The 18,162-nt window shown below is 34.6% G+C and carries 23 protein-coding genes and 1 tRNA gene; 10 read left to right on the top strand and 14 right to left on the bottom strand.

Annotated features, from left to right (window positions below):
• Nucleotides 1–6 precede the first annotated feature (6 nt).
• A complete protein-coding gene (locus tag AC6EJA_RS05110) occupies nucleotides 7–618 on the bottom strand; it encodes a DUF3177 family protein (RefSeq protein WP_498501587.1) in 612 nt (203 codons plus the stop codon).
• 101 nt (nucleotides 619–719) lie between these two features.
• Between AC6EJA_RS05110 and trmB the strand changes: the two genes are divergently transcribed.
• Nucleotides 720–1,364, top strand: coding sequence for a tRNA (guanosine(46)-N7)-methyltransferase TrmB (trmB, locus tag AC6EJA_RS05105; RefSeq protein WP_498501586.1), 645 nt, complete (start codon nucleotides 720–722; stop codon nucleotides 1,362–1,364).
• 35 nt (nucleotides 1,365–1,399) lie between these two features.
• Nucleotides 1,400–1,972, top strand: coding sequence for a thioredoxin domain-containing protein (locus AC6EJA_RS05100; RefSeq protein WP_498501585.1), 573 nt, complete (start codon nucleotides 1,400–1,402; stop codon nucleotides 1,970–1,972).
• Between the two features lie 10 nt (nucleotides 1,973–1,982).
• On the opposite strand, the gene thyX is transcribed toward AC6EJA_RS05100, so the two are convergent.
• The 3 genes from thyX to AC6EJA_RS05085 are packed head-to-tail and all read right to left on the bottom strand — an operon-like array spanning nucleotide 1,983 to nucleotide 3,874.
• On the bottom strand, nucleotides 1,983–2,615 hold the full coding sequence (thyX, locus tag AC6EJA_RS05095) for an FAD-dependent thymidylate synthase (protein WP_498501584.1): 633 nt from the start codon (nucleotides 2,613–2,615) through the stop codon (nucleotides 1,983–1,985).
• A 2-nt stretch (nucleotides 2,616–2,617) separates the two neighbouring features.
• Nucleotides 2,618–3,208: a dCTP deaminase gene (dcd, locus tag AC6EJA_RS05090; protein ID WP_498501583.1), complete on the bottom strand. Its 591-nt coding sequence runs from the start codon at nucleotides 3,206–3,208 to the stop codon at nucleotides 2,618–2,620.
• A gap of 9 nt (nucleotides 3,209–3,217) precedes the next feature.
• Nucleotides 3,218–3,874, bottom strand: a complete 657-nt coding sequence (locus tag AC6EJA_RS05085) for a cob(I)yrinic acid a,c-diamide adenosyltransferase (RefSeq protein ID WP_498501582.1) — start codon at nucleotides 3,872–3,874, stop codon at nucleotides 3,218–3,220.
• Nucleotides 3,875–4,072: 198 nt separating this feature from the next.
• Here AC6EJA_RS05085 and ntcA point away from each other — a divergent pair, with 198 nt between their 5' ends.
• The 3 genes from ntcA (at nucleotide 4,073) to AC6EJA_RS05070 (ending at nucleotide 6,290) form a co-directional block, all read left to right on the top strand.
• Nucleotides 4,073–4,813: a global nitrogen regulator NtcA gene (gene ntcA / locus AC6EJA_RS05080; RefSeq protein ID WP_498501581.1), complete on the top strand. Its 741-nt coding sequence runs from the start codon at nucleotides 4,073–4,075 to the stop codon at nucleotides 4,811–4,813.
• Nucleotides 4,814–4,875: 62 nt separating this feature from the next.
• Nucleotides 4,876–5,859 carry a DUF3084 domain-containing protein gene (locus AC6EJA_RS05075; protein ID WP_498501580.1) on the top strand — a complete coding sequence of 328 codons (984 nt, stop codon included), beginning with the start codon at nucleotides 4,876–4,878 and terminating at the stop codon, nucleotides 5,857–5,859.
• Nucleotides 5,856–6,290 (top strand): RuvC family protein, encoded by a 435-nt coding sequence (locus AC6EJA_RS05070; RefSeq protein WP_498501579.1) that lies wholly within the window; start codon nucleotides 5,856–5,858, stop codon nucleotides 6,288–6,290. Before AC6EJA_RS05075 ends, AC6EJA_RS05070 begins: the two co-directional genes overlap by 4 nt.
• On the opposite strand, the gene AC6EJA_RS05065 is transcribed toward AC6EJA_RS05070, so the two are convergent.
• The 4 genes from AC6EJA_RS05065 to psbH are packed head-to-tail and all read right to left on the bottom strand — an operon-like array spanning nucleotide 6,274 to nucleotide 7,651.
• Entirely contained in the window at nucleotides 6,274–6,531 is a 258-nt protein-coding gene (locus tag AC6EJA_RS05065; RefSeq protein ID WP_498501577.1) for a DUF3146 family protein, read from the bottom strand. The two genes, AC6EJA_RS05070 and AC6EJA_RS05065, sit on opposite strands and share 17 nt — an antisense overlap.
• Nucleotides 6,528–7,166, bottom strand: coding sequence for an aminoacyl-tRNA hydrolase (gene pth / locus AC6EJA_RS05060; RefSeq protein ID WP_498501576.1), 639 nt, complete (start codon nucleotides 7,164–7,166; stop codon nucleotides 6,528–6,530). Before pth ends, AC6EJA_RS05065 begins: the two co-directional genes overlap by 4 nt.
• A 32-nt stretch (nucleotides 7,167–7,198) precedes the next feature.
• Nucleotides 7,199–7,417, bottom strand: a complete 219-nt coding sequence (locus tag AC6EJA_RS05055; protein ID WP_498501575.1) for a TatA/E family twin arginine-targeting protein translocase — start codon at nucleotides 7,415–7,417, stop codon at nucleotides 7,199–7,201.
• Between the two features lie 30 nt (nucleotides 7,418–7,447).
• Nucleotides 7,448–7,651: a photosystem II reaction center phosphoprotein PsbH gene (psbH, locus tag AC6EJA_RS05050; protein WP_498501574.1), complete on the bottom strand. Its 204-nt coding sequence runs from the start codon at nucleotides 7,649–7,651 to the stop codon at nucleotides 7,448–7,450.
• A 335-nt stretch (nucleotides 7,652–7,986) separates the two neighbouring features.
• On the opposite strand from psbH, the gene AC6EJA_RS05045 reads away from it, so the two are divergent.
• Complete coding sequence (locus AC6EJA_RS05045) at nucleotides 7,987–8,115, top strand: photosystem II reaction center protein I (protein WP_498501573.1); 129 nt, start codon at nucleotides 7,987–7,989, stop codon at nucleotides 8,113–8,115.
• A gap of 103 nt (nucleotides 8,116–8,218) precedes the next feature.
• The gene (locus AC6EJA_RS05040) at nucleotides 8,219–10,201 is read left to right on the top strand and encodes a DUF3769 domain-containing protein (protein WP_498501572.1); all 1,983 of its coding nucleotides are present in this window, start codon (nucleotides 8,219–8,221) and stop codon (nucleotides 10,199–10,201) included.
• Nucleotides 10,202–10,216: 15 nt separating this feature from the next.
• Here the strand turns inward: AC6EJA_RS05040 and AC6EJA_RS05035 are convergent, their stop codons facing one another.
• From AC6EJA_RS05035 to AC6EJA_RS05015, 5 genes are all read right to left on the bottom strand, one after another.
• A complete protein-coding gene (locus tag AC6EJA_RS05035) occupies nucleotides 10,217–10,834 on the bottom strand; it encodes a 3-isopropylmalate dehydratase small subunit (protein ID WP_498501571.1) in 618 nt (205 codons plus the stop codon).
• A gap of 9 nt (nucleotides 10,835–10,843) precedes the next feature.
• The gene (gene leuC, locus AC6EJA_RS05030; RefSeq protein ID WP_498501570.1) at nucleotides 10,844–12,247 is read right to left on the bottom strand and encodes a 3-isopropylmalate dehydratase large subunit; all 1,404 of its coding nucleotides are present in this window, start codon (nucleotides 12,245–12,247) and stop codon (nucleotides 10,844–10,846) included.
• A 24-nt stretch (nucleotides 12,248–12,271) separates the two neighbouring features.
• On the bottom strand, nucleotides 12,272–13,561 hold the full coding sequence (locus tag AC6EJA_RS05025; RefSeq protein ID WP_498501569.1) for a competence/damage-inducible protein A: 1,290 nt from the start codon (nucleotides 13,559–13,561) through the stop codon (nucleotides 12,272–12,274).
• Between the two features lies 1 nt (nucleotide 13,562).
• Complete coding sequence (gene glyA / locus AC6EJA_RS05020; RefSeq protein WP_498503513.1) at nucleotides 13,563–14,810, bottom strand: serine hydroxymethyltransferase; 1,248 nt, start codon at nucleotides 14,808–14,810, stop codon at nucleotides 13,563–13,565.
• A gap of 122 nt (nucleotides 14,811–14,932) precedes the next feature.
• Nucleotides 14,933–15,006: transfer RNA gene (locus AC6EJA_RS05015), tRNA-Arg, on the bottom strand.
• 161 nt (nucleotides 15,007–15,167) lie between these two features.
• On the opposite strand from AC6EJA_RS05015, the gene AC6EJA_RS05010 reads away from it, so the two are divergent.
• The gene (locus AC6EJA_RS05010) at nucleotides 15,168–15,458 is read left to right on the top strand and encodes a DUF3181 family protein (protein ID WP_498503512.1); all 291 of its coding nucleotides are present in this window, start codon (nucleotides 15,168–15,170) and stop codon (nucleotides 15,456–15,458) included.
• 25 nt (nucleotides 15,459–15,483) lie between these two features.
• Entirely contained in the window at nucleotides 15,484–15,747 is a 264-nt protein-coding gene (locus AC6EJA_RS05005) for a cytochrome-c oxidase (protein ID WP_498503511.1), read from the top strand.
• On the opposite strand, the gene murJ is transcribed toward AC6EJA_RS05005, so the two are convergent.
• Nucleotides 15,734–17,329: a murein biosynthesis integral membrane protein MurJ gene (gene murJ, locus AC6EJA_RS05000; RefSeq protein WP_498503510.1), complete on the bottom strand. Its 1,596-nt coding sequence runs from the start codon at nucleotides 17,327–17,329 to the stop codon at nucleotides 15,734–15,736. The genes AC6EJA_RS05005 and murJ overlap by 14 nt on opposite strands.
• Before the next feature lie 79 nt (nucleotides 17,330–17,408).
• Between murJ and sfsA the strand changes: the two genes are divergently transcribed.
• Nucleotides 17,409–18,158 carry a DNA/RNA nuclease SfsA gene (gene sfsA, locus AC6EJA_RS04995; RefSeq protein WP_498503509.1) on the top strand — a complete coding sequence of 250 codons (750 nt, stop codon included), beginning with the start codon at nucleotides 17,409–17,411 and terminating at the stop codon, nucleotides 18,156–18,158.
• The last annotated feature ends 4 nt before the right edge of the window (nucleotides 18,159–18,162 follow it).

Raw genomic sequence — 18,162 nt, 5'->3', positions numbered from 1 at the left:
AATAGATTAAAATTCTCCTGCTATTCGTCCTTGTTTAGGAAATCTAATTAACAACCATTGTATTAGGCCAATAGCATAAATTATTAAAGATGCATAACCTACAAAACCAGCTAATCCTTGAGTCCATTCTCCGCCGAATAGAAATTTCATAACTATGCTTGAAACTCTATGTAGATTTTTTGGGTCCTCTGTCCAGGAAAGACAATTATTTTGATTGAAAAAGGTGAAACAATTCAAAGTTAGTGTAGAAATGTATAGATGTCCAAAACATAAAAAAGTTAATGCCCATCGCCATATTTTTGTTGTAAGAGGAAGTGCTTTCCATTTTGGCATTTCATCAAGTTCCTCATTTAAGTCAACCCAAAACCAAATTGATCCCGCAATTAAAATTGCTGAAATAAAAGCCGTCAAAATGCCTATTCGTTGATTATTTGTAAGTAAAAGGATACTGATAATTAGTAGGCTCGATACTTTCCAATAAATAGACATTAATCTAAAAATTGCACTTTCTTTTTTTGCTGCTGACCATACTAGAAGAACAATAGGCAGACCAAAGGCAAAAGTTGCCGCAAGCCGGTAATAAAGCCAAATTAATGAATCGTATTGGATTTCAGACACAGATGTTTTTAATTAAATGATATCATTAGATAGCTTATATAGAATTCATCAGTTTGTTAGTTTATTATTAATTTTCAAGTTGAACTTATACAGAAATAAAAATGCGGCAGCATGTCAATCCTTTAAGTAAATTTTATCAGGAGCCTTTAGAGTTACCAAATGTAAATAATTTATTTGAAAAAAATGATTTACCAATCCATTTAGATATCGGATCTGCAAGAGGAAAGTTTCTATTAAAAATGGCATCACATAATAACGACTGGAACTATGTGGGAGTAGAAATTAGAAAACCTTTGGTTATATCTGCTAAAAAACAAAGAGATGCTTTGGATCTGAAAAATTTAGATTTTTTCTTTTGCAACGCAAACGTAAGTTTGGAAAGATGGATAGTAAATTTGAAAAGACATATATTGAGAAGAGTTTCTATTCAGTTTCCAGACCCTTGGTTTAAAAGAAGGCACTTCAAGCGCAGAGTCCTGCAACCAGAATTACTTTTAGCGATATCTAAATCATTCCTTCCTGAATCAGAGTTATTTATTCAAAGTGATGTTTACTCAATTATCAAGCCTATGACAGAATTAATTGAGGAATCTAATTTCTATAGGAGGGTTGTAATTAATAAAAATGAATGGCTTAAAAATAATCCATTTGATGGGACCACAGAAAGAGAGCAATATGCCATAAAAAAAAATCTCCCAATATATCGAGCTCTTTACATTAGAAATAATATTGAAATAGGCAAATAATTTTTTTAATATGAGATAAATATTCGCTTTATATAATGACCAATGGCACAAAAGAAAATCAACAACTTAATACTCCGCAAAAGGTAATACTAATTTCTGTTGCTTTTATAATTTCACTTTCACTTTTTTTCTTTAAAGGAAGCTTCAACACGCGTACAACACTTCAGGAGCTAGAGGCACAATCTATCCCCTTAAATGAAGCTTTTGCAAATGGGAAACCAACTTTCCTCGAATTCTATGCGGATTGGTGTGAAATCTGTAGAGAAATGGCCCCATCCTTAAAAAATATAGAGAAAAAATATCAAGGTTCTATTAATTTTGTCATGCTAAATGTTGATAATGAACAATGGGAGAACTTAGTTAATAAATATGAAGTAAATGGAATCCCTCAGATAAATATATTTGATAAAAATACAAATCCTAAAGGTGTCTTTTATGGTCTTCAGAGTGAATCTAAATTAATTCAAATATTTGATTCATTAGATAAGGGGAAAGACTTAAATGCTTATTTAAACAAAAAACAAGAAGGTGATTTATCAGAGATAACTTCTATATTGCTAGAAAAAAATAAAAGTAAGAATTCCTTTAATCCAAGAGCTCATGGCTGATTATTAATATTTACCATTCTAGTGCGCTTGCAACGACTGGAAAGTTTGTTATAAATATTTTCCTGCAATTTTCTGCAATTTTCATGTGTTCTTTTTGGGTACCATGTGCTGTTCTTAGGGAAATATAATGTATCCAAGAACGGCATGAACCCGTCATATATATTCTTGTTGGAGTTGATAAAGGCAGAACGAATCTTGCACACTCTTTTGCGACATCTGCTTCAAGTAATTCTTCATAAAGTTTTTTTGCTGAGTCAAACTGAATTTTAATTTTATCGTTAAATTTTTTTATTATCTCCTTAGGTAGATCTTCGGTTGAGTTTTGCCTGTTTTTATTGTCTTGTCGCCTTAATTCAGGAATGGGAATACTTCCCAATTGAGTACTCTCAGAATATCTTTGAGAAAACTCTTGGAAAGTAAATGATCTATGTCTAAGTATTTGAGCTGCGATACCTCTATTTGTCTCGATTTGAAGTGTCATAAATGATTGCTCGAATACACTCCAGTGCTCATTTTTGATGCAGTACTTTAATAAACCATCGAATTTTTCATTTTCTTGATTTGATGGATTACTAACTCTGGCTATATAAGCCATAGTCTTTTCAGCATCAGGGGTAATGCTTATTAACTGAACATTTGTCATGGTTAAACTTTCGCAAGAGTGACTCTTTCTGGTTGATGTTGATATTTACCTTTTCGATCACTGTAAGTAGTTTCACATTGGTCGCCCTCAAAAAATAGCAATTGACAAATACCCTCATTGGCATAAATCCGGCAATCAGCTCCAGAACTATTACTAAATTCAAGTGTCAAGTGACCTTCCCAGCTTGCTTCTGCTGGAGTTGTATTTACAATTATCCCTAATCGGGCGTAGGTGCTTTTACCAAGACATATAACTGTTATGTTTTCTGGTACTTTCATTTTTTCTAGCGCAACTCCCAAGCCGTATGAATGTGCCGGGAGAATAAAAAATTCTCCATCTTCATCTTTTTGCAAGGGTGTTTTTTCAAGATTTAATGGATTGAATTTTTTTGGGTTCATTACCGTTCCAGGCACATGCCTGAATATTAAAAATTCTTTGCTTGATAAACGAAGGTCGTATCCATAAGAGGAACATCCAAAACTAAGTACGGGATTTTTATTTTCAGGTTTGAGATGTCTCACTAATTTTTCTTGAAAGGGAACTATCATTCCCTCCTTGGCTTTTTCAGTGATCCAAAGGTCGTTTTTTAGCATTACTTGATGTCAGCGAAGTGAAGTGACTTGGTCAGCCATTTCATTTATCTCATTGGAAATATATGGCCCTGTGAGGATTACATCAATAGCTGGAGGTCTTTTATTAAGTGTAGAAATCAAGTCATTTTCATCTATAAAACCTAATCTAACCGCAAGACTTATCTCATCAAGGACTAATCGATCGATTTCTTTTCTTATTAATTTTTCTTTGCAGATTTCCCAAATATTTTTTATTTCATTTTCAAATTCAGATTGATCAATTTCAGAAGAATCTCGATTTGAGATATCAATACAATTTGGAATGTCTGGTCTTATCCATTGGAGATTATTGCAAAGCTTAATTCCATTTTTTGGTCCTTGAGACACACCTCCCTTTAGAAATTGTGCAATGAGTACTTTGCTCCCAAATCCTGCAGCTCGCAATGCATCACTAAAAACCATAGAAAAACTTCCTCTAACCGACGCAGTATGAACTTGTAATTGCCCCTGAGGAATAACCAGCTTTAGATGGGGCCCCGTTTTTGATGTGGTTGGACTTGGTAATCCAACTAAGTGGTTTACGGATGAATCTTCAACAGTTTTAAGAGGTGATGACATTTTATTTTTAATACCAATCGCTTTGAACAATCTAGCGTCGTCAGACTTATGTACAACGCGATTAAGCACTATAGGTAGTGCTTAATAATATTTGCAGTGATATTTGTTTTACAGGAGGAACTGAAAATCAAGTTATTTCAACCGTATAGCATGGCCTTTGGTCAAAAGAGTTGAAACTAATAGAATTCATTAAGATCATAAAAAGTACTCATGGCTACACAACCATTTCTCTTGTCTTATTAACCTCAAGCCATTGATTTTCTCGTTATGGTTGCCTCCTCGAGTGGATTCCATCGATTTGCGCAGGCAAAACCCATTGGCGTTCAGTCTGTGAATACAACAAAAGATACTATTGAATTGACGAAAGCCTCATTGATTGATGTCATCAGGGCTCTTGATGGGGCTTCAACAGATGTTGTTGACCGATCTAAAACTATTTTTTTCCCTGGTGATCCTGCTGAGAGAGTTTATTTAATTAGAAGAGGTGCTGTAAGGCTATCGAGAGTTTATGAGTCAGGAGAGGAGATTACAGTTGCTTTGCTCAGAGAAAATAGTTTATTTGGGGTTTTATCTCTCCTAACCGGCCACAGATCTGATCGTTTTTATCACGCTGTTGCTTTTACGAAAGTTGAGATGATAACGGCACCTGCTGCGTCAGTTAAGAAAGCAATAGAGGCAGATACAGCTGTCAGCATGCTTCTGATGCAGGGCCTATCGAGCAGAATTCTTCAAACTGAGACGATGATCGAAACTTTAACCCATAGAGATATGTCATCAAGACTTGTGAGTTTCCTTTTAGTACTTTGCAGGGATTTTGGTGTCCCAGGCGAAAAGGGCATAACTATCGATCTTCGCTTGTCTCATCAATCAATAGCCGAAGCTATTGGATCAACCAGGGTAACCATTACTAGGCTACTAGGCGACTTGAAAAACGCAGGTCTTCTCCAGATTGATAGAAAAAAAATAACAGTGTTTGATCCTATTGCACTGGCAAAACGTTTCAACTAATCCCTTTAGGTGTCAACATATAGATACTGAATATATCAGTAAAAAAGTTAACTTTTTGGCTTGTGACGGGTTGGCTTCTAATTATTTCTCTTCTGATTTTAGGAGGACTCCTATCAACCTTGGGGGACCGCCTAGGTTCTCGCGTGGGTAAAGCAAGATTAAGCATTTTTAAATTAAGACCAAGAAGAACAGCAGTTTTTATTACTGTTCTCACTGGAAGTTCTATTAGTGCATTATCACTTGGCTTGATGCTTCTTGTAAGCAGGGAACTCAGAGTGGGATTGTTCGAACTGAATGACTTGCAAGCTAAGTTACAAGAAAGTAGAGAGGCTTTAGTTCCCTTAAAAAAAGAGAGGAAAAATTTAGAAAATAGAATTGTAAGTGGAGAAAGAGAATTAAAAAAATTAGAAATTGACTTAATTGCACTTAGGAGAGGTGATGTAGTTATAAGCAGTGGTGAATCTTTGGCTAGTTCAACTTTAAATATTAAAGATACAAATAAGATTAAGCAAAAAATAGAAAATATTTTACAAAAGGCAAATCTTTATGCTTATTTAAAAATGAGACCAGGAGAAAAACCAAATAGAAGAATTTTATTGGTAAGACGAGATCATATTAATCGGCTCGAAGAAGTTATCAAAAAAAAAGGTAGTTGGATCGTAAACATTCGCTCAGCTGGTAACGTTTTGAGAGGAGAAAATTTTATATATGCTTTCCCTGAAGTTATTCCAAATAAAAAGATTGTTGCAAAAGACGAGGTCATTGCAACAATTACTTTAAATCCAAAAAATATGACAAAACTACAAATACAAAAAAATATAAAATTGCTTCTCTCTTCAACACTTGCTGAAGTAAAAAGGAGAGGCTCGTTAACAACAGATATAAAAATAAATAAAAATAAAATAAATAAACTTGTCAGAAAACTTGAAAATAGTCAAAAAACCTTAGTCAAATTGAATTCAATTTCGGATAGCGATAGAAGTACTATTGATACTGTTTCAGTAAGTCTTGAAACTTTCAATTTAATTAAGAATATTAATCAATGAATGTCATTTCTATCGATCCAGGATCTAAGAAATGCGGAATGGTATTAGCCGAAATATCTTCTCTTTCTATTACTGAAGCAAAAGTTGTTAGCTTTAGTCATGTAATAAAATTAATTAAAATTTGGGAAGAGAAAGTTAAAATTGATTTTCTAATTTTGGGTAATGGAACAGGTAGTAAATATTGGCAAGATGAAATTAGCAACACTACGAACTTAAAAGTAAAATTAATAGATGAGAGAAATACCACTTTAAGAGCTAGAGAAAGATATTGGGAAATTTGGCCTAAAAAATATTATTTAAAATTTATTCCAAATGGATTATTAATTCCAAGAGAAAACTTAGATGCCTTAGCTGCTCTTATACTTCTTGAAGATCACATTAAATTAAAATTCACCTGGAAGACTTATAAAGATTTTAAAATTTGGCCCTAATAGTAAAAACATAGTCACTCCCTGGTTCAAGCTTATAATCGTCTTTAATGAGGAATTTTTCAAGAGAATCTTTGATTAAGGCTCTACCAAGAGGAGGAGATACAGTTAGTTCTCCTTTATTAAACTTCCATATGAATCCCCATTCATAATTACCTGCGGAGACTCTCCCCTTTATTGATTGCTCTGAAAAATCTTGTCTTTCAACCATTACGTGAGCTTTTGTTTGAGGTTTGTTTCTCATAAATTATTTTTATCAAGACTATATAGATATGAATTAATTTGGTTGGTAACATATTCTATTCCGAAACTATCTATAGATTCAAAAACCGCAATCGCATAACTAATAACTTCATTTATTATTTTTTTTTCTAAAGCAGTAAAATTTCCAAGTACATAGGAGTTCGTGCGAATCTTTCTTTGCTCAGGGTCTTTTGCTGGAGATCCTATACCTATTCTCAACCTTAAAAAATCTTGACTTCCAAGTTGGGCAATTGTGCTTTTTAGTCCCTTGTGACCTCCAGCTCCACCTTTAGCTCTAAGCCTTAATTTACCAAGAGGTAGATCCATATCATCCACAATTATAATTAGATTATCTAACTCAAGGTTGTACCATTTTAAAGCAGCACAAATTGAACGGCCACTTTCATTCATATAGGTTTCTGGCATGAGTAAAACTTTTTTGGTTTGTCCAGAGCCAAACTCTGCAATTTTCCCTAAAAGTTTTTTGGATTTATTAAAACCAACATATTTTTGAGAAGCTAAATTCTCAACCAACATAAATCCTACGTTGTGCCTTGTCCCAGAATATTCTTTTCCAGGATTACCTAGTCCAACAAACAGTCTAATTTTATTTTCTGTAGATATTGATTTTGACAATATTCTCTTGGCTAAAAATCTTTAATTAAAGATTAGCTATTTTCATTTTCGGCGCTAGCTTTGTCTTCTTGATCGTTCTCAGACATTGCTTTTTGAACTTCTTTCTCAAATTCATTGGAGGCTGATTGAAGGCCTTTTAATGTCTTCCCAAGCGTTCTACCTAATTCTGGTAGACGCTTGGGACCAAATATAACAAGAGCTACTCCTGCTATAACAGCTATCTCAGGCAAACCAATGCCGAAGATGTTCATTATAAAAACCTCTTTTTAAAAATCAAATGATCAATTAACCCCATTCCAATCAACTGAAAAACCCTGTAGTAGTAGTGATTGATTGTAAATCTGAAGCATGATTACTAGAAAAACTAGAAGCAAAACACCTATGAAAGCCATTACAGGTGCTGCTCCAAACCCAGGAACAACCTTGCCTTGCCCAGAATTGCCAATGGATTTAAGAAGTGATCCCAAAGCGGTTTTTTGTCCCATGTCTAAAATTGTCCCTCTTTTTAAGATGAATTCGGTTAATTGTATGAGACCTTGCCTTAAATCAGAGTGCCAAATTAGAAACATTTATGGAATTGTTTTTTTTTGCCGGAGAGATTTATTCTGTTTTTTTTGCTGTTCACTGCTTGGAAGGACTCAAACTGCCTGCTAATACTGACTTCCTGTAATTAATGAGAAAAATTAGGGGGTGAGAATGCACGATGAAATTTGCAACAATGTAAATCTCGGATCCCAAGTATGTGTAACACCTTCTTTACCCAAATATCAAAAAAGGGCTCACTTAGGATAGGGTTTGATTTAAGAAATAAACAGCTTTCATGCTTGCACTCAAGATTTCCGTATATACCATCGTCTTCTTTTTTGTAGGAGTCTTTTTGTTTGGCTTCCTTGCCAGTGATCCATCTAGAGTCCCCGCCAGAAAAGATCTTGAAGGCCCGCAGGAGTAGTTTTATCCTGAAGCTTTAATAGACCGCGTGCAACTGTATCGCTTAGTTCGGTGCATTGCTTTGCTATGAAGTATTTTGATTATGTGTTAGGGACCTTTTGTCGTTGAAATTCTCGAAAAAACTTATAGGGATATTTGCAATTAGCAGTGTCTTTTCTTTGCCTGTGCATTCTGACGTTTTTGAAGAAATATCCACAGAGAAAAAACAATTGCTAATTTCTACAAATAAAAATATTAAAATTCCTAGTGAGTTAAATATATTAGCAGATCGCCAGTATGATTTAAATAACAATATATTTGTAGCGGAGGGTAATGTTAAAGCTAATTTTAAGGGTGCTTTAATTACTGCTAATAGATTAGAGTTTAATCGAAAAGAAAAAGTCATTTTAGTGCAGGGTAATGTAACTTTTCAAAAAGGTGGGCAATATTTTCAGGCCAGTAAAATTAAATATAATTTTATAAATAATTACGGAGAAATTAATGATGTTTATGGTGTTTTATCAATTGATGCAATCTCAAAAGATTTAAAATTTCTTGATAAAACCACTAAAAATACAGATGGAAAAATACAAATTCAGAATAAAACAATTAGTAAAATTAAACTCAAAGATGGTTATCAGATTATAGGGGGAAATATAAATGAAAAGTACAATCCATTAATTAATCTTGAACTTAAAAAGAAAGGGATAAATATTTGGAGAATTCAATCGCAGAAGATAAATATAATTCCAGATGGATGGATAGCAAATAAAGTTAGTTTTACAAATGATCCTTTAACTCCTTCTCAAACGAGAATTGAAGCTAATAATGTTATTGCCAAAGAGGAGGATGGATCAACCTGGATTTCATTTGACAAAAGTAGATTGGTCCTTGAAGATAAAATCTCGATTCCACTATTAAGAAATAGAAAAACAAACTTTGGCCAAACTCAAAAAGCCAAATGGCTTGTAGGTCTTGATTTTAAAGATAGAGATGGACTTTTTCTTCAAAGACAGTTTGAACCAATTAACTTTTCCCGTAATTTCGAACTTTATCTGCATCCCCAGTATTTATTACAAAGATCCATTAGGGGTGAATCTGATAGCTACATAACCGCAAATAAATCTCCGATAAGCTCAAAATCTCGTGTTAAAACTAATACAGCAGATTTGTTTGGCTTGAAATCTGAACTGAATGGATCTATTGATGAATGGGGACTGAATTTAATGACTGATATATCAACATTTGATTCAAGTAGATTTTCTAATGGTTATAGATATAGAGGTACTATTAGTAAGAATTTTAATTTGAATCGTATTGAAAAAGTCAAGGCTTCTTTCTTTACGTCTTATAGATATAAAGTTTGGAATGGCTCTTTAGGTGAAACTGATATTTATAAAGCCACAGGGTTTTCATTAGATAAAAATGGCAATTATAGAAGTCAATCGGGAAAAGTAAAAAATGAATATAGTATAAAATTTGGTATTGGTAATTATGAGGCGGAAAGCTTTTTTAAAAAAGAACTTGTTGAAATAAGGAAAAATAATTTATTTGCATCATTTAAGACTACTTATCCAATCTATAGATTTAAGAATACAAAAAATTATACATTGCCAGATTACAGATACACTCCTGAACCTATAAAATCTGGTATTAGTTTTACATCTGAGGTAAAAACTTCTTATTCTATTTATGAAAATAATTACTACCAAGCTTTAATAAAATTATCTGCCGGTCCAGAATTAAAGCTTGGTCAATTTAAAAAATCTTTCTTTGATTATACAAAGATTTCTATTATGCCTGGAATAACTATTAAGGATGGTGGTAGTCCATTTAAATTTGACAATGATGTGGATCTAAGAACAATAAGTATTCAATTTGATCAGCAAGTTTATGGACCTTTATTGTTAAGCACCGGAGTTGAATATAACATTGATAAGCGCTCAAATCATTATGGAAAATCTTTAGATTCTCAAGCCGCTTTAATAGTCCAAAGAAGATCATATGGGTTTGGTATTTTTTATCAACCTTATCAAAAAGCCGGCGGCATAATGTTTACCGTTAATGGCTTTGATTTTAATGAATCAGGGAAAAAGTTTATTGATTGATTAAATATTATTAACTTAAGTTTTGAAATTATTAATGTAGGGAAGTTTTTTCATTACTTTTTGAAGCTCATCTTTTTTTTCAATTAGTTGGGAGGTTGCGTCCCATTTACCTGTGGTTAACATTTTATAGGGTCCAGATTCTAAATCTAAATCGAAACAAATTTTATCGCTATTTAACTTTTTTTTAATCAAATCTAATGTCCAGTTCATTTCGCTTGCCTCTTCTAAATGATTTTGAATATTCTTAATTGCCTTTGAAGAGGATGTTGCACAGGGTATTCCCAGGGCTAAGCAGTTACCGTAAAAAATCTCAGCAAAACTTACTCCGATAACAGCTCTAATGCCCCATCTCATTAAAGCTTGAGGTGCATGCTCTCTACTCGAACCGCATCCAAAATTATTATTTACAACAAGTATTTTCCTACTCTCCTTTGTGTAAATATCAAATGGATGTTGCCCTTGCATCTCCTTTCTATCATCGGCAAAAACATGTTCTCCTAGTGCTTCAAAGCTAACGCATTTGAGGAATCTTGCTGGAATAATTCTGTCTGTATCAATATCATCGCCTTTAAGAGCGATACATTTACCTTTTATTTGAGTAATTTTACCTTGAGGGAAACTTTTGATAGGCATTTATATCCTTTAGAGCATTTCCCTGACATCAGTCACTTTCCCATTGACTGCTGCGGCAGCAACCATTGCGGGACTCATAAGTAATGTCCTCCCTGTTGCAGAACCCTGCCTCCCCTTGAAATTCCTATTGCTTGAACTTGCACTTATTTGTCTTCCTTTTAACTTATCTGGATTCATAGCAAGGCACATAGAGCAACCCGGCTCTCTCCACTCGAAACCTGCTTCAGTGAATAATTTATTCAAGCCCTCTTTTTTTGCTTTTTTTGCAACCTGCTCGGAACCAGGTACTACAAATGCTTTTATTCCATCAGCAACACGTTTACCTCTAGCTATTTCCGCGGCAGCTTGCAAATCACTTAAACGACCATTTGTACAACTGCCAATAAAACAAACATCTATTGGCGTCCCATTTATGGGAGTACCTGGTTCTAGGCTCATGTATTTATAAGCTTCCTCAGCAATGGGGCGATCATTTTCTTCGAGGGATTCAGGTCTGGGTATACATTCATCTACCCCAATACCTTGACCTGGAGTTATGCCCCAAGTGACAGTTGGGGCTATTTTACTGGCATCAAAAATTACTTCATCGTCGAAAACTGCTCTCTTATCACTTGCCAGACTTTTCCACCAATTGATTGCTTCATCCCAGTTCTCGCCTCCAGGAGAATTTTTTCTACCTTTTAAATAATCAAAAGTTTTAGTATCAGGATTTACATAGCCGCATCTAGCTCCTCCTTCAATAGCCATGTTGCATATGGTCATTCTCTCCTCCATTGAGAGGGATTCGATTGCTGGTCCTGCAAATTCATATGCAAACCCCACTCCACCTTTAACTCCCAATTTACTAATTACATGAAGTATTAGGTCTTTTGCATAAACACCATTTTTTAATTTTCCCTGAAACCAAAGTCTCTTAACTTTAAGTTTGTTCATTGCAATACTTTGACTAGCAAGGACATCTCTTACTTGACTAGTACCAATACCAAAAGCAATTGCTCCAAAAGCACCATGAGTAGAGGTATGCGAGTCACCACAGGCCACTGTCATACCTGGTTGTGTGAGCCCTAACTCTGGAGCCATTACATGAACTACACCTTGATTCCCGCTGCCAAGTCCATGGAGTTTGATTTTATTTTCTAGGCAATTCTTTTCTAGGGTACTCAGCATCTCCTCTGCTAAAGGATCCTCAAAAGGTCTGTTTTGACTAACTGTTGGAACGATATGGTCAACTGTGGCAATTGTTCTCTCGGGATGCAAAACTTTGAGTCCTTTCTCTTTAAGTGCAGCAAAAGCCTGAGGACTGGTCACTTCATGGATTAAATGTAATCCGACAAACAACTGAGTTGAACCACCAGGGAGTTCAGTTACCCGGTGCATATCCCAAACTTTGTCGTAGAGGGTGTTTGTGCTCAAAGATAACCTCTATCTTTATAAAGATTACTTGGTTGTGAGTAAAAATATGCGAAGTTGATCTAAGGCGTTTAAAACACTCAATTTTTGAATATTTGCTCGTCCTCTTTTGGAATTGAAATTTTTGGGTCCGCAAACCATTCCTTTCTTATTTTTTATGCAAAATTGAACCAGACCAACTGGTTTGGACAAAGAACCACCATCTGGTCCGGCAATACCGGTAACTGCAATGCTCCAATCAGAATTAAATTTTTTCAAAACCCCCTCTGCCATAGCATTAGCAACTTCCTCAGATACTGCTCCGTATTTATCTAAAAGTTCTTTTGGTACATCTAATAATTTTTGTTTGATTGAGTTTTGGTAAGCAATAACGCCACCAAGAAATACATCTGAAGACCCTGGAATAGCTGTTAGTTCTGAGCCAACTCCCCCACCTGTGCATGATTCTGCAACTGCTAATGTTTCGCCTCTTTTGCGAAGTAAATCAAGAACAATTGAAGCAATGCTGTCACTGTCAGACCCAAAGCATAATGTTCCAGTTCTTTTCCTTATCTCCGAAACTACTGGAAGTAATAATTTTTCAGCAGATTCCAAGTTATTAGATTTTGCCGTGATCCTCAATTTAACCTCTCCTAGTGAGGCATAGGGTGCAACTGTAGGGTTTTGATAAGCAAGGAGATCGTTAACTTTTTCAGCAAGCTTTGATTCAGAAATTCCAGAAAATCTGAGTATCTTGCTTGTGAATGTATTGTTAAATCCTAAGTTTTGTTTTAGCCAGGGAACCGCTGTGTTTAGCCACATTTGCTTCATCTCAGAGGGAACTCCTGGGAAAGTAATAATAGTAAAACCTGCTATTGGGGTCCAAATCATTCCTGGAGCAGTCCCTGTTTTATTAGGTAATATCTGAGCACCCTCAGGTAAAAAAGCTTGTTTTTTATTACTGTTAGGAATTGATGGATTTCTAGTTTTAAATTTCTCTTGAATATCCAGCCATATTTCTTTTCTAAATTTTAGAGATCCTTTAAAAGCATTTGTAATAGCTTCTGTTGTTAAGTCGTCAGGTGTTGGTCCTAATCCTCCAGTAGTAATCAATACTCTAGATCGTTTGGCAGATTCTAAAATTACATTTTCTAGTCTATTTTTATTATCTCCAATTACAGTTTGTCTGAAATGATTTAATCCAAGAAATGCTAATTCTTCAGAAAGCCACTTTGCATTACTATTTATAATATTGCCAAGCAATATTTCCGTACCAATACAAAGTATTTCAATATCATTTGATTTGCTTTTAGCTTGTTTTTCGTTAATTGAATTCAATTTAATAAAGTTGATATTTTTCACAAAGTCTTTGAACTTCTTTTTTACATTTCATTTTAACTTTTTCGTCTTCTGCATTTAAAAGGCGATCAGCAATAATGTTTGCGATTGATTTAAATGCCTCAGGATTTAATCCTCTAGTGGTCATTGCCGCGGCTCCTAAACGTAGTCCGCTAGTCACAAAAGGAGACTCTGGGTCAAAAGGGACTGTGTTCTTATTGGCGGTAATATTTATTTCAGAAACCAATTGATCAGCTATTTTTCCAGTAATTCCAATCTTTCTTAAGTCCAAAAGCACTAGATGGTTGTCTGTTCCGCCACTAACAATGGGTATACCTCTTTGCTGTAATTGATTCGCAAGTGCTTGTGCATTTGCAATAACTGTTTCTATGTAACTTTTAAAGTCAGATTGAAGTGCTTCTCCAAAAGCAACTGCCTTTGCGGCAATTACATGTTCCAATGGGCCTCCTTGACTCCCAGGAAAGACTGCCTTATCAAACTTTTTACCAAGATTGATATCGTTGCAAAGTATCAAACCTCCTCGAGGCCCTCTGAGGGTTTTGTGTGTAGTTGTAGTTACCACATCACAAACATCTACTGGATTAGGGTGCAAACCTGCTGCTACAAGTCCTGCAATATGAGCAATATCGGCCATTAAGTAAGCCCCGACTTCATCCGCTATTGCTCTAAATGCTTTGAAGTCAATTTCTCGAGAATAAGCGGAGTATCCGCAAATTATTAACTTTGGCTTTGCTTTAAGAGCTTGAATACGAATCTCTTCAAAATCGAGAATTTCGGTTTCCTTATTGACACCGTAATGCACAGATTTGAACCATTTACCACTGAAATTTACCGGTGATCCATGGGTTAGATGCCCCCCATGCGATAAGTCCATTCCCATAATTGTGTCACCAGGGTCTAAAAGACTTAGAAATACGGCAAAATTGGCTTGAGCGCCGCTATGGGGTTGGACATTAGCCCAAGATGCATTAAAAAGTTTTTTGGCACGGTCGATTGCAAGTTGCTCAATTAAATCGACGTGCTCGCAACCTCCGTAGTACCTTTTGTGGGGTAGCCCTTCGGCATATTTGTTTGTCAATACACTTCCCTGTGCTTGCATAACAGCTTTGGAAGTGAAGTTTTCACTAGCTATTAATTCCAAATGGGATTCCTGTCTCAATAATTCTTGATTTATAAGTTGGGATATTGATGGATCGGAGTTTTTTAGCTCGGTATTAATTGATTTCAAGAATTAATCCCCTTGAGATTCGTTTTGTTTGGATGGTAATCAAATCAGATCAAAACTGATTAAAAAAATGATCTATTTCCAATTTTGTAAGGATTACCTGAAATAAATTTGTAAATTTTGTACGCGCCTGGAGAGATTCGAACTCCCGACCCTCTGATCCGTAGTCAGATGCTCTAATCCGCTGAGCTACAGGCGCATGGAGGATTAATATCAACCCATTAGGGGGGCTTCGTCAACTGTTCGAGGAGAACTTACTAAAAATTCATCATCGCCTTGTTTCTCATTTTAAATTTATTTTGATGCGATTTCACAAGAGGAGCTAGTGTTTTTTGAATAAAAATTATCGGGACTCACCTCATGAGTTTGAGCAAAAATGAACTAGACGAAGTTGAGAGTTCTATTTCTGATCGAATTTACATAAAAATTGAAAAATGGAATCTTTTCTTGGGTGATGCAGGCTTGTCAAAAGCTCTTGCCATCGAGTGTAATGCCTACCTTTCTCAGGGAGCAGATGTCGCCGCAAGAAGGGCTCTTGAGGGTGTTCAGGTACAACTTGGGAACGGAAATACTAAATTACCCCTGGCAAGAATGATTCCTTCTGGTCAAATTTTTGACCTGGAAGAGATTTTGGCGCCTTATTGCAGATAAGGTTGTTGAGACTGATTAAATCACTTTGCTTATTATTGAAGTTAAAAACGCCCGCGAGGTACTTCGCCAACGCTACGGGCGGCTAGGAGAAAGGTTTATTGGAAAAGTCCTTGATGCTGAAGAGCAGGTAGAAAAAGCTTTAATTCAGGAAATGGAAACTGCTTTTCAGGAATTTGGTATTGAGGCTAAAATTCTTTCGGTTGATGGTATAAAACTTGATGAAACTAATTCTTTGGAATTAAGAGTCAAAGTTCGTGAAGAAAGAGATGTTTATCTCACCGAAGGGTAAGATCTTTTAAACTTCTTAATATAATATTTGTCTCACTTATTTTTAAAGATTTTGTCATTGCGGTAAAAGTAAATAAGCCTATTAAAGAAGTAAATATTGTTTTAAATAAAATTGAAATACCGTTATTAAATGAGTGGTTTATTAGTAATATTAAAAATATTGAAATAACTCCTGAAAAAAATATTTTTGATAAATCAAAAAACCAACATTTTAAATTAACTTGAGGTAACTTTTCTTTTAATCTAATTAGGAGTAATCCACATGTAATGAAATTTATTATTACTGTGGCAAAAATGATACCAGGCGCTCCATAATTAAATGGTAATTTATTCCCCCATGGAGTAGGCCCGCCAGTTAAAACCCAATCAAGAAATATATTTAATATCACACCGTATGCTGAGAAGATATATGGTGTTTTAGCATCTCCTAGTGAATAAAAAACTCTTACTAATAAGTCTCTTCCAAGATAAGCAGGCATTCCAATACTATAAGCAACTAATAATTGACTTACTAATACAACTGCATCTTGATCAAATACTCCACGTTTATATATAAGTTCAACAAGATTTGAACTGTTAGGTATTAGAATAGTCGCTAATCCAAACATACTTATTGATGATATGTATAGCCCTTGTCTAATCTTTTTTATAAGAGGCTTCCTGTCTATTGAATCTGCTAGTTTTGAATATAAGGGTAATAAGGGTATTATTAAACCACTTGAAATTAATCCTAAGGGTGCTTGTACTATGAAGTTTGCATAACTAAGTCCTGAAGCTGCTCCTGTTATTGCTGAAGCAAAAAATAGATCAATAAATACATTTATCTGTAACATCCCCGATGAAAAAGTAGCAGGCCAAAGTATTTGCAGGATTTTCTTTATCCCAGGTTCATTTAGCTTTAACTTAAAATTATTGATTTGAAATTTACATTTTTTTCTAGGATTTAATTGTATAAACCATTGGAGAAAAGCACCAATTAAAGTTGCAAGCGCTAGTAAATATCCACCTTTTAAATTATATATATCATTTTTAAGAGTTGTACTTTCTATTATAAAAAATATACCTATAATAAGTATTATTGAAATGCTCGACATGATTGGTGCTATTGATGGAATAAGGAATTTATTTCTTGAATTAAGCGATCCAAATCCAATCCCAATTAATCCTGAAAGAAGAATTATTGGAGACATTATTTTTAACTGCTGAACAGCCATTTTATTAATTTCTGGAGATAATCCTGGACCTACACATTTTATTATTAAATTTGATCCGAAGAATAAAATTATAGTAATAATTATAAGTAAACTAGTAATTATTAAATTCATATTATAAAGTAGATAATCTTTTTCTTTATCGCTCTTCTTGCTTAATACGGTAACCATTGCATTATGAAAAGGCCCATTTACTCCTCCAAGTAATACTAGAAAGAAACCGGGAATAATATAGGCATAGTTGTAAGCCTCATAGGCTGGACCAATTCCAAAAGTAAAGGCAATTACAAGTTGTCTAAGTAAGCCTGAAAATTTACTAATTAGCGTTCCAAGAGTCACAATTAGGGCAATATTTTTTATGCTTTTTGTCATTTCTTAATTAATTGGTAGAAACATAAAGTTATTAACTTTTTTGATTTATATATATAGTTATTATAACTTGCGTTCTGCGATGGATGATCCGATATTAATGAAATTTGGACAACTCCATGAGGGGGTATTGATAAAAAGATATAAAAGATTTTTAGCCGATGTAAGACTTGAAAATGGAGAGGTTGTAACAGCGCATTGTCCTAATACAGGACCTATGCAAGGTGTCATTCAATCTGAAGGCAAGGTTAGATTGAGTTTTAATCCTTCACCTTCGAGGAAGCTAGCTTGGACATGGCAACAATCTGAAGTTGTTGGGCAGAATGGAAATCTTTGCTGGGTGGGTGTTAATACACTTTTAGCAAATAAAATTGTTCGAGCTGCTATTGAAAATGGCTTCCTTGAAAAGGAACTAGGAAAAATCAAAGAGATAAGTCAGGAAAAAACTTATGGTGTAAATAGAAAAAGTAGAATTGATTTATTACTGGACCCTGTTTTAGCTGAAAAAAATGATCATCGAAAGATCTTTGTTGAGGTGAAAAATACAACGTGGGCAAAAAATAAATTAGCTTTTTTCCCTGACACGATCACCAAAAGAGGTCAAAAACATCTTTGTGATTTGATAAGTGTTTTGCCCTCTTCAAGAGCAGTTTTAGTCTTCTGCATTACTAGAAATGATATTGATGCATTTTCACCAGGAGATTCTGCTGATAAAGATTATGGAAGACTTTTCAGAGAAGCGATTCATGCTGGTGTAGAAATTATTCCAGCTTCTTTTAGTTTCTACAGTGATTGCATTAAGTGGTCAGGAATTAAAAAATTAGCTCTATAAAAGT

This window comes from Prochlorococcus sp. MIT2309, assembly GCF_059772305.1.
The sequence above is the reverse complement of the archived record's forward strand: the minus strand, read 5'-3'. Positions and strand labels throughout refer to the sequence as shown.

Coding starts and splice junctions, on each gene's coding strand:
- trmB (WP_498501586.1), top strand. CDS start 720: ATGCGGCAGCATGTCAATCCTTTAAGTAAATTTTATCAGGAGCCTTTA.
- AC6EJA_RS05100 (WP_498501585.1), top strand. CDS start 1,400: ATGACCAATGGCACAAAAGAAAATCAACAACTTAATACTCCGCAAAAG.
- thyX (WP_498501584.1), bottom strand. CDS start 2,615: ATGACAAATGTTCAGTTAATAAGCATTACCCCTGATGCTGAAAAGACT.
- dcd (WP_498501583.1), bottom strand. CDS start 3,208: ATGCTAAAAAACGACCTTTGGATCACTGAAAAAGCCAAGGAGGGAATG.
- ntcA (WP_498501581.1), top strand. CDS start 4,073: ATGGTTGCCTCCTCGAGTGGATTCCATCGATTTGCGCAGGCAAAACCC.
- AC6EJA_RS05070 (WP_498501579.1), top strand. CDS start 5,856: ATGAATGTCATTTCTATCGATCCAGGATCTAAGAAATGCGGAATGGTA.
- AC6EJA_RS05065 (WP_498501577.1), bottom strand. CDS start 6,531: ATGAGAAACAAACCTCAAACAAAAGCTCACGTAATGGTTGAAAGACAA.
- AC6EJA_RS05055 (WP_498501575.1), bottom strand. CDS start 7,417: ATGAACATCTTCGGCATTGGTTTGCCTGAGATAGCTGTTATAGCAGGA.
- psbH (WP_498501574.1), bottom strand. CDS start 7,651: ATGGGACAAAAAACCGCTTTGGGATCACTTCTTAAATCCATTGGCAAT.
- AC6EJA_RS05045 (WP_498501573.1), top strand. CDS start 7,987: ATGCTTGCACTCAAGATTTCCGTATATACCATCGTCTTCTTTTTTGTA.
- AC6EJA_RS05035 (WP_498501571.1), bottom strand. CDS start 10,834: ATGCCTATCAAAAGTTTCCCTCAAGGTAAAATTACTCAAATAAAAGGT.
- AC6EJA_RS05010 (WP_498503512.1), top strand. CDS start 15,168: ATGAGTTTGAGCAAAAATGAACTAGACGAAGTTGAGAGTTCTATTTCT.
- murJ (WP_498503510.1), bottom strand. CDS start 17,329: ATGACAAAAAGCATAAAAAATATTGCCCTAATTGTGACTCTTGGAACG.
- sfsA (WP_498503509.1), top strand. CDS start 17,409: ATGGATGATCCGATATTAATGAAATTTGGACAACTCCATGAGGGGGTA.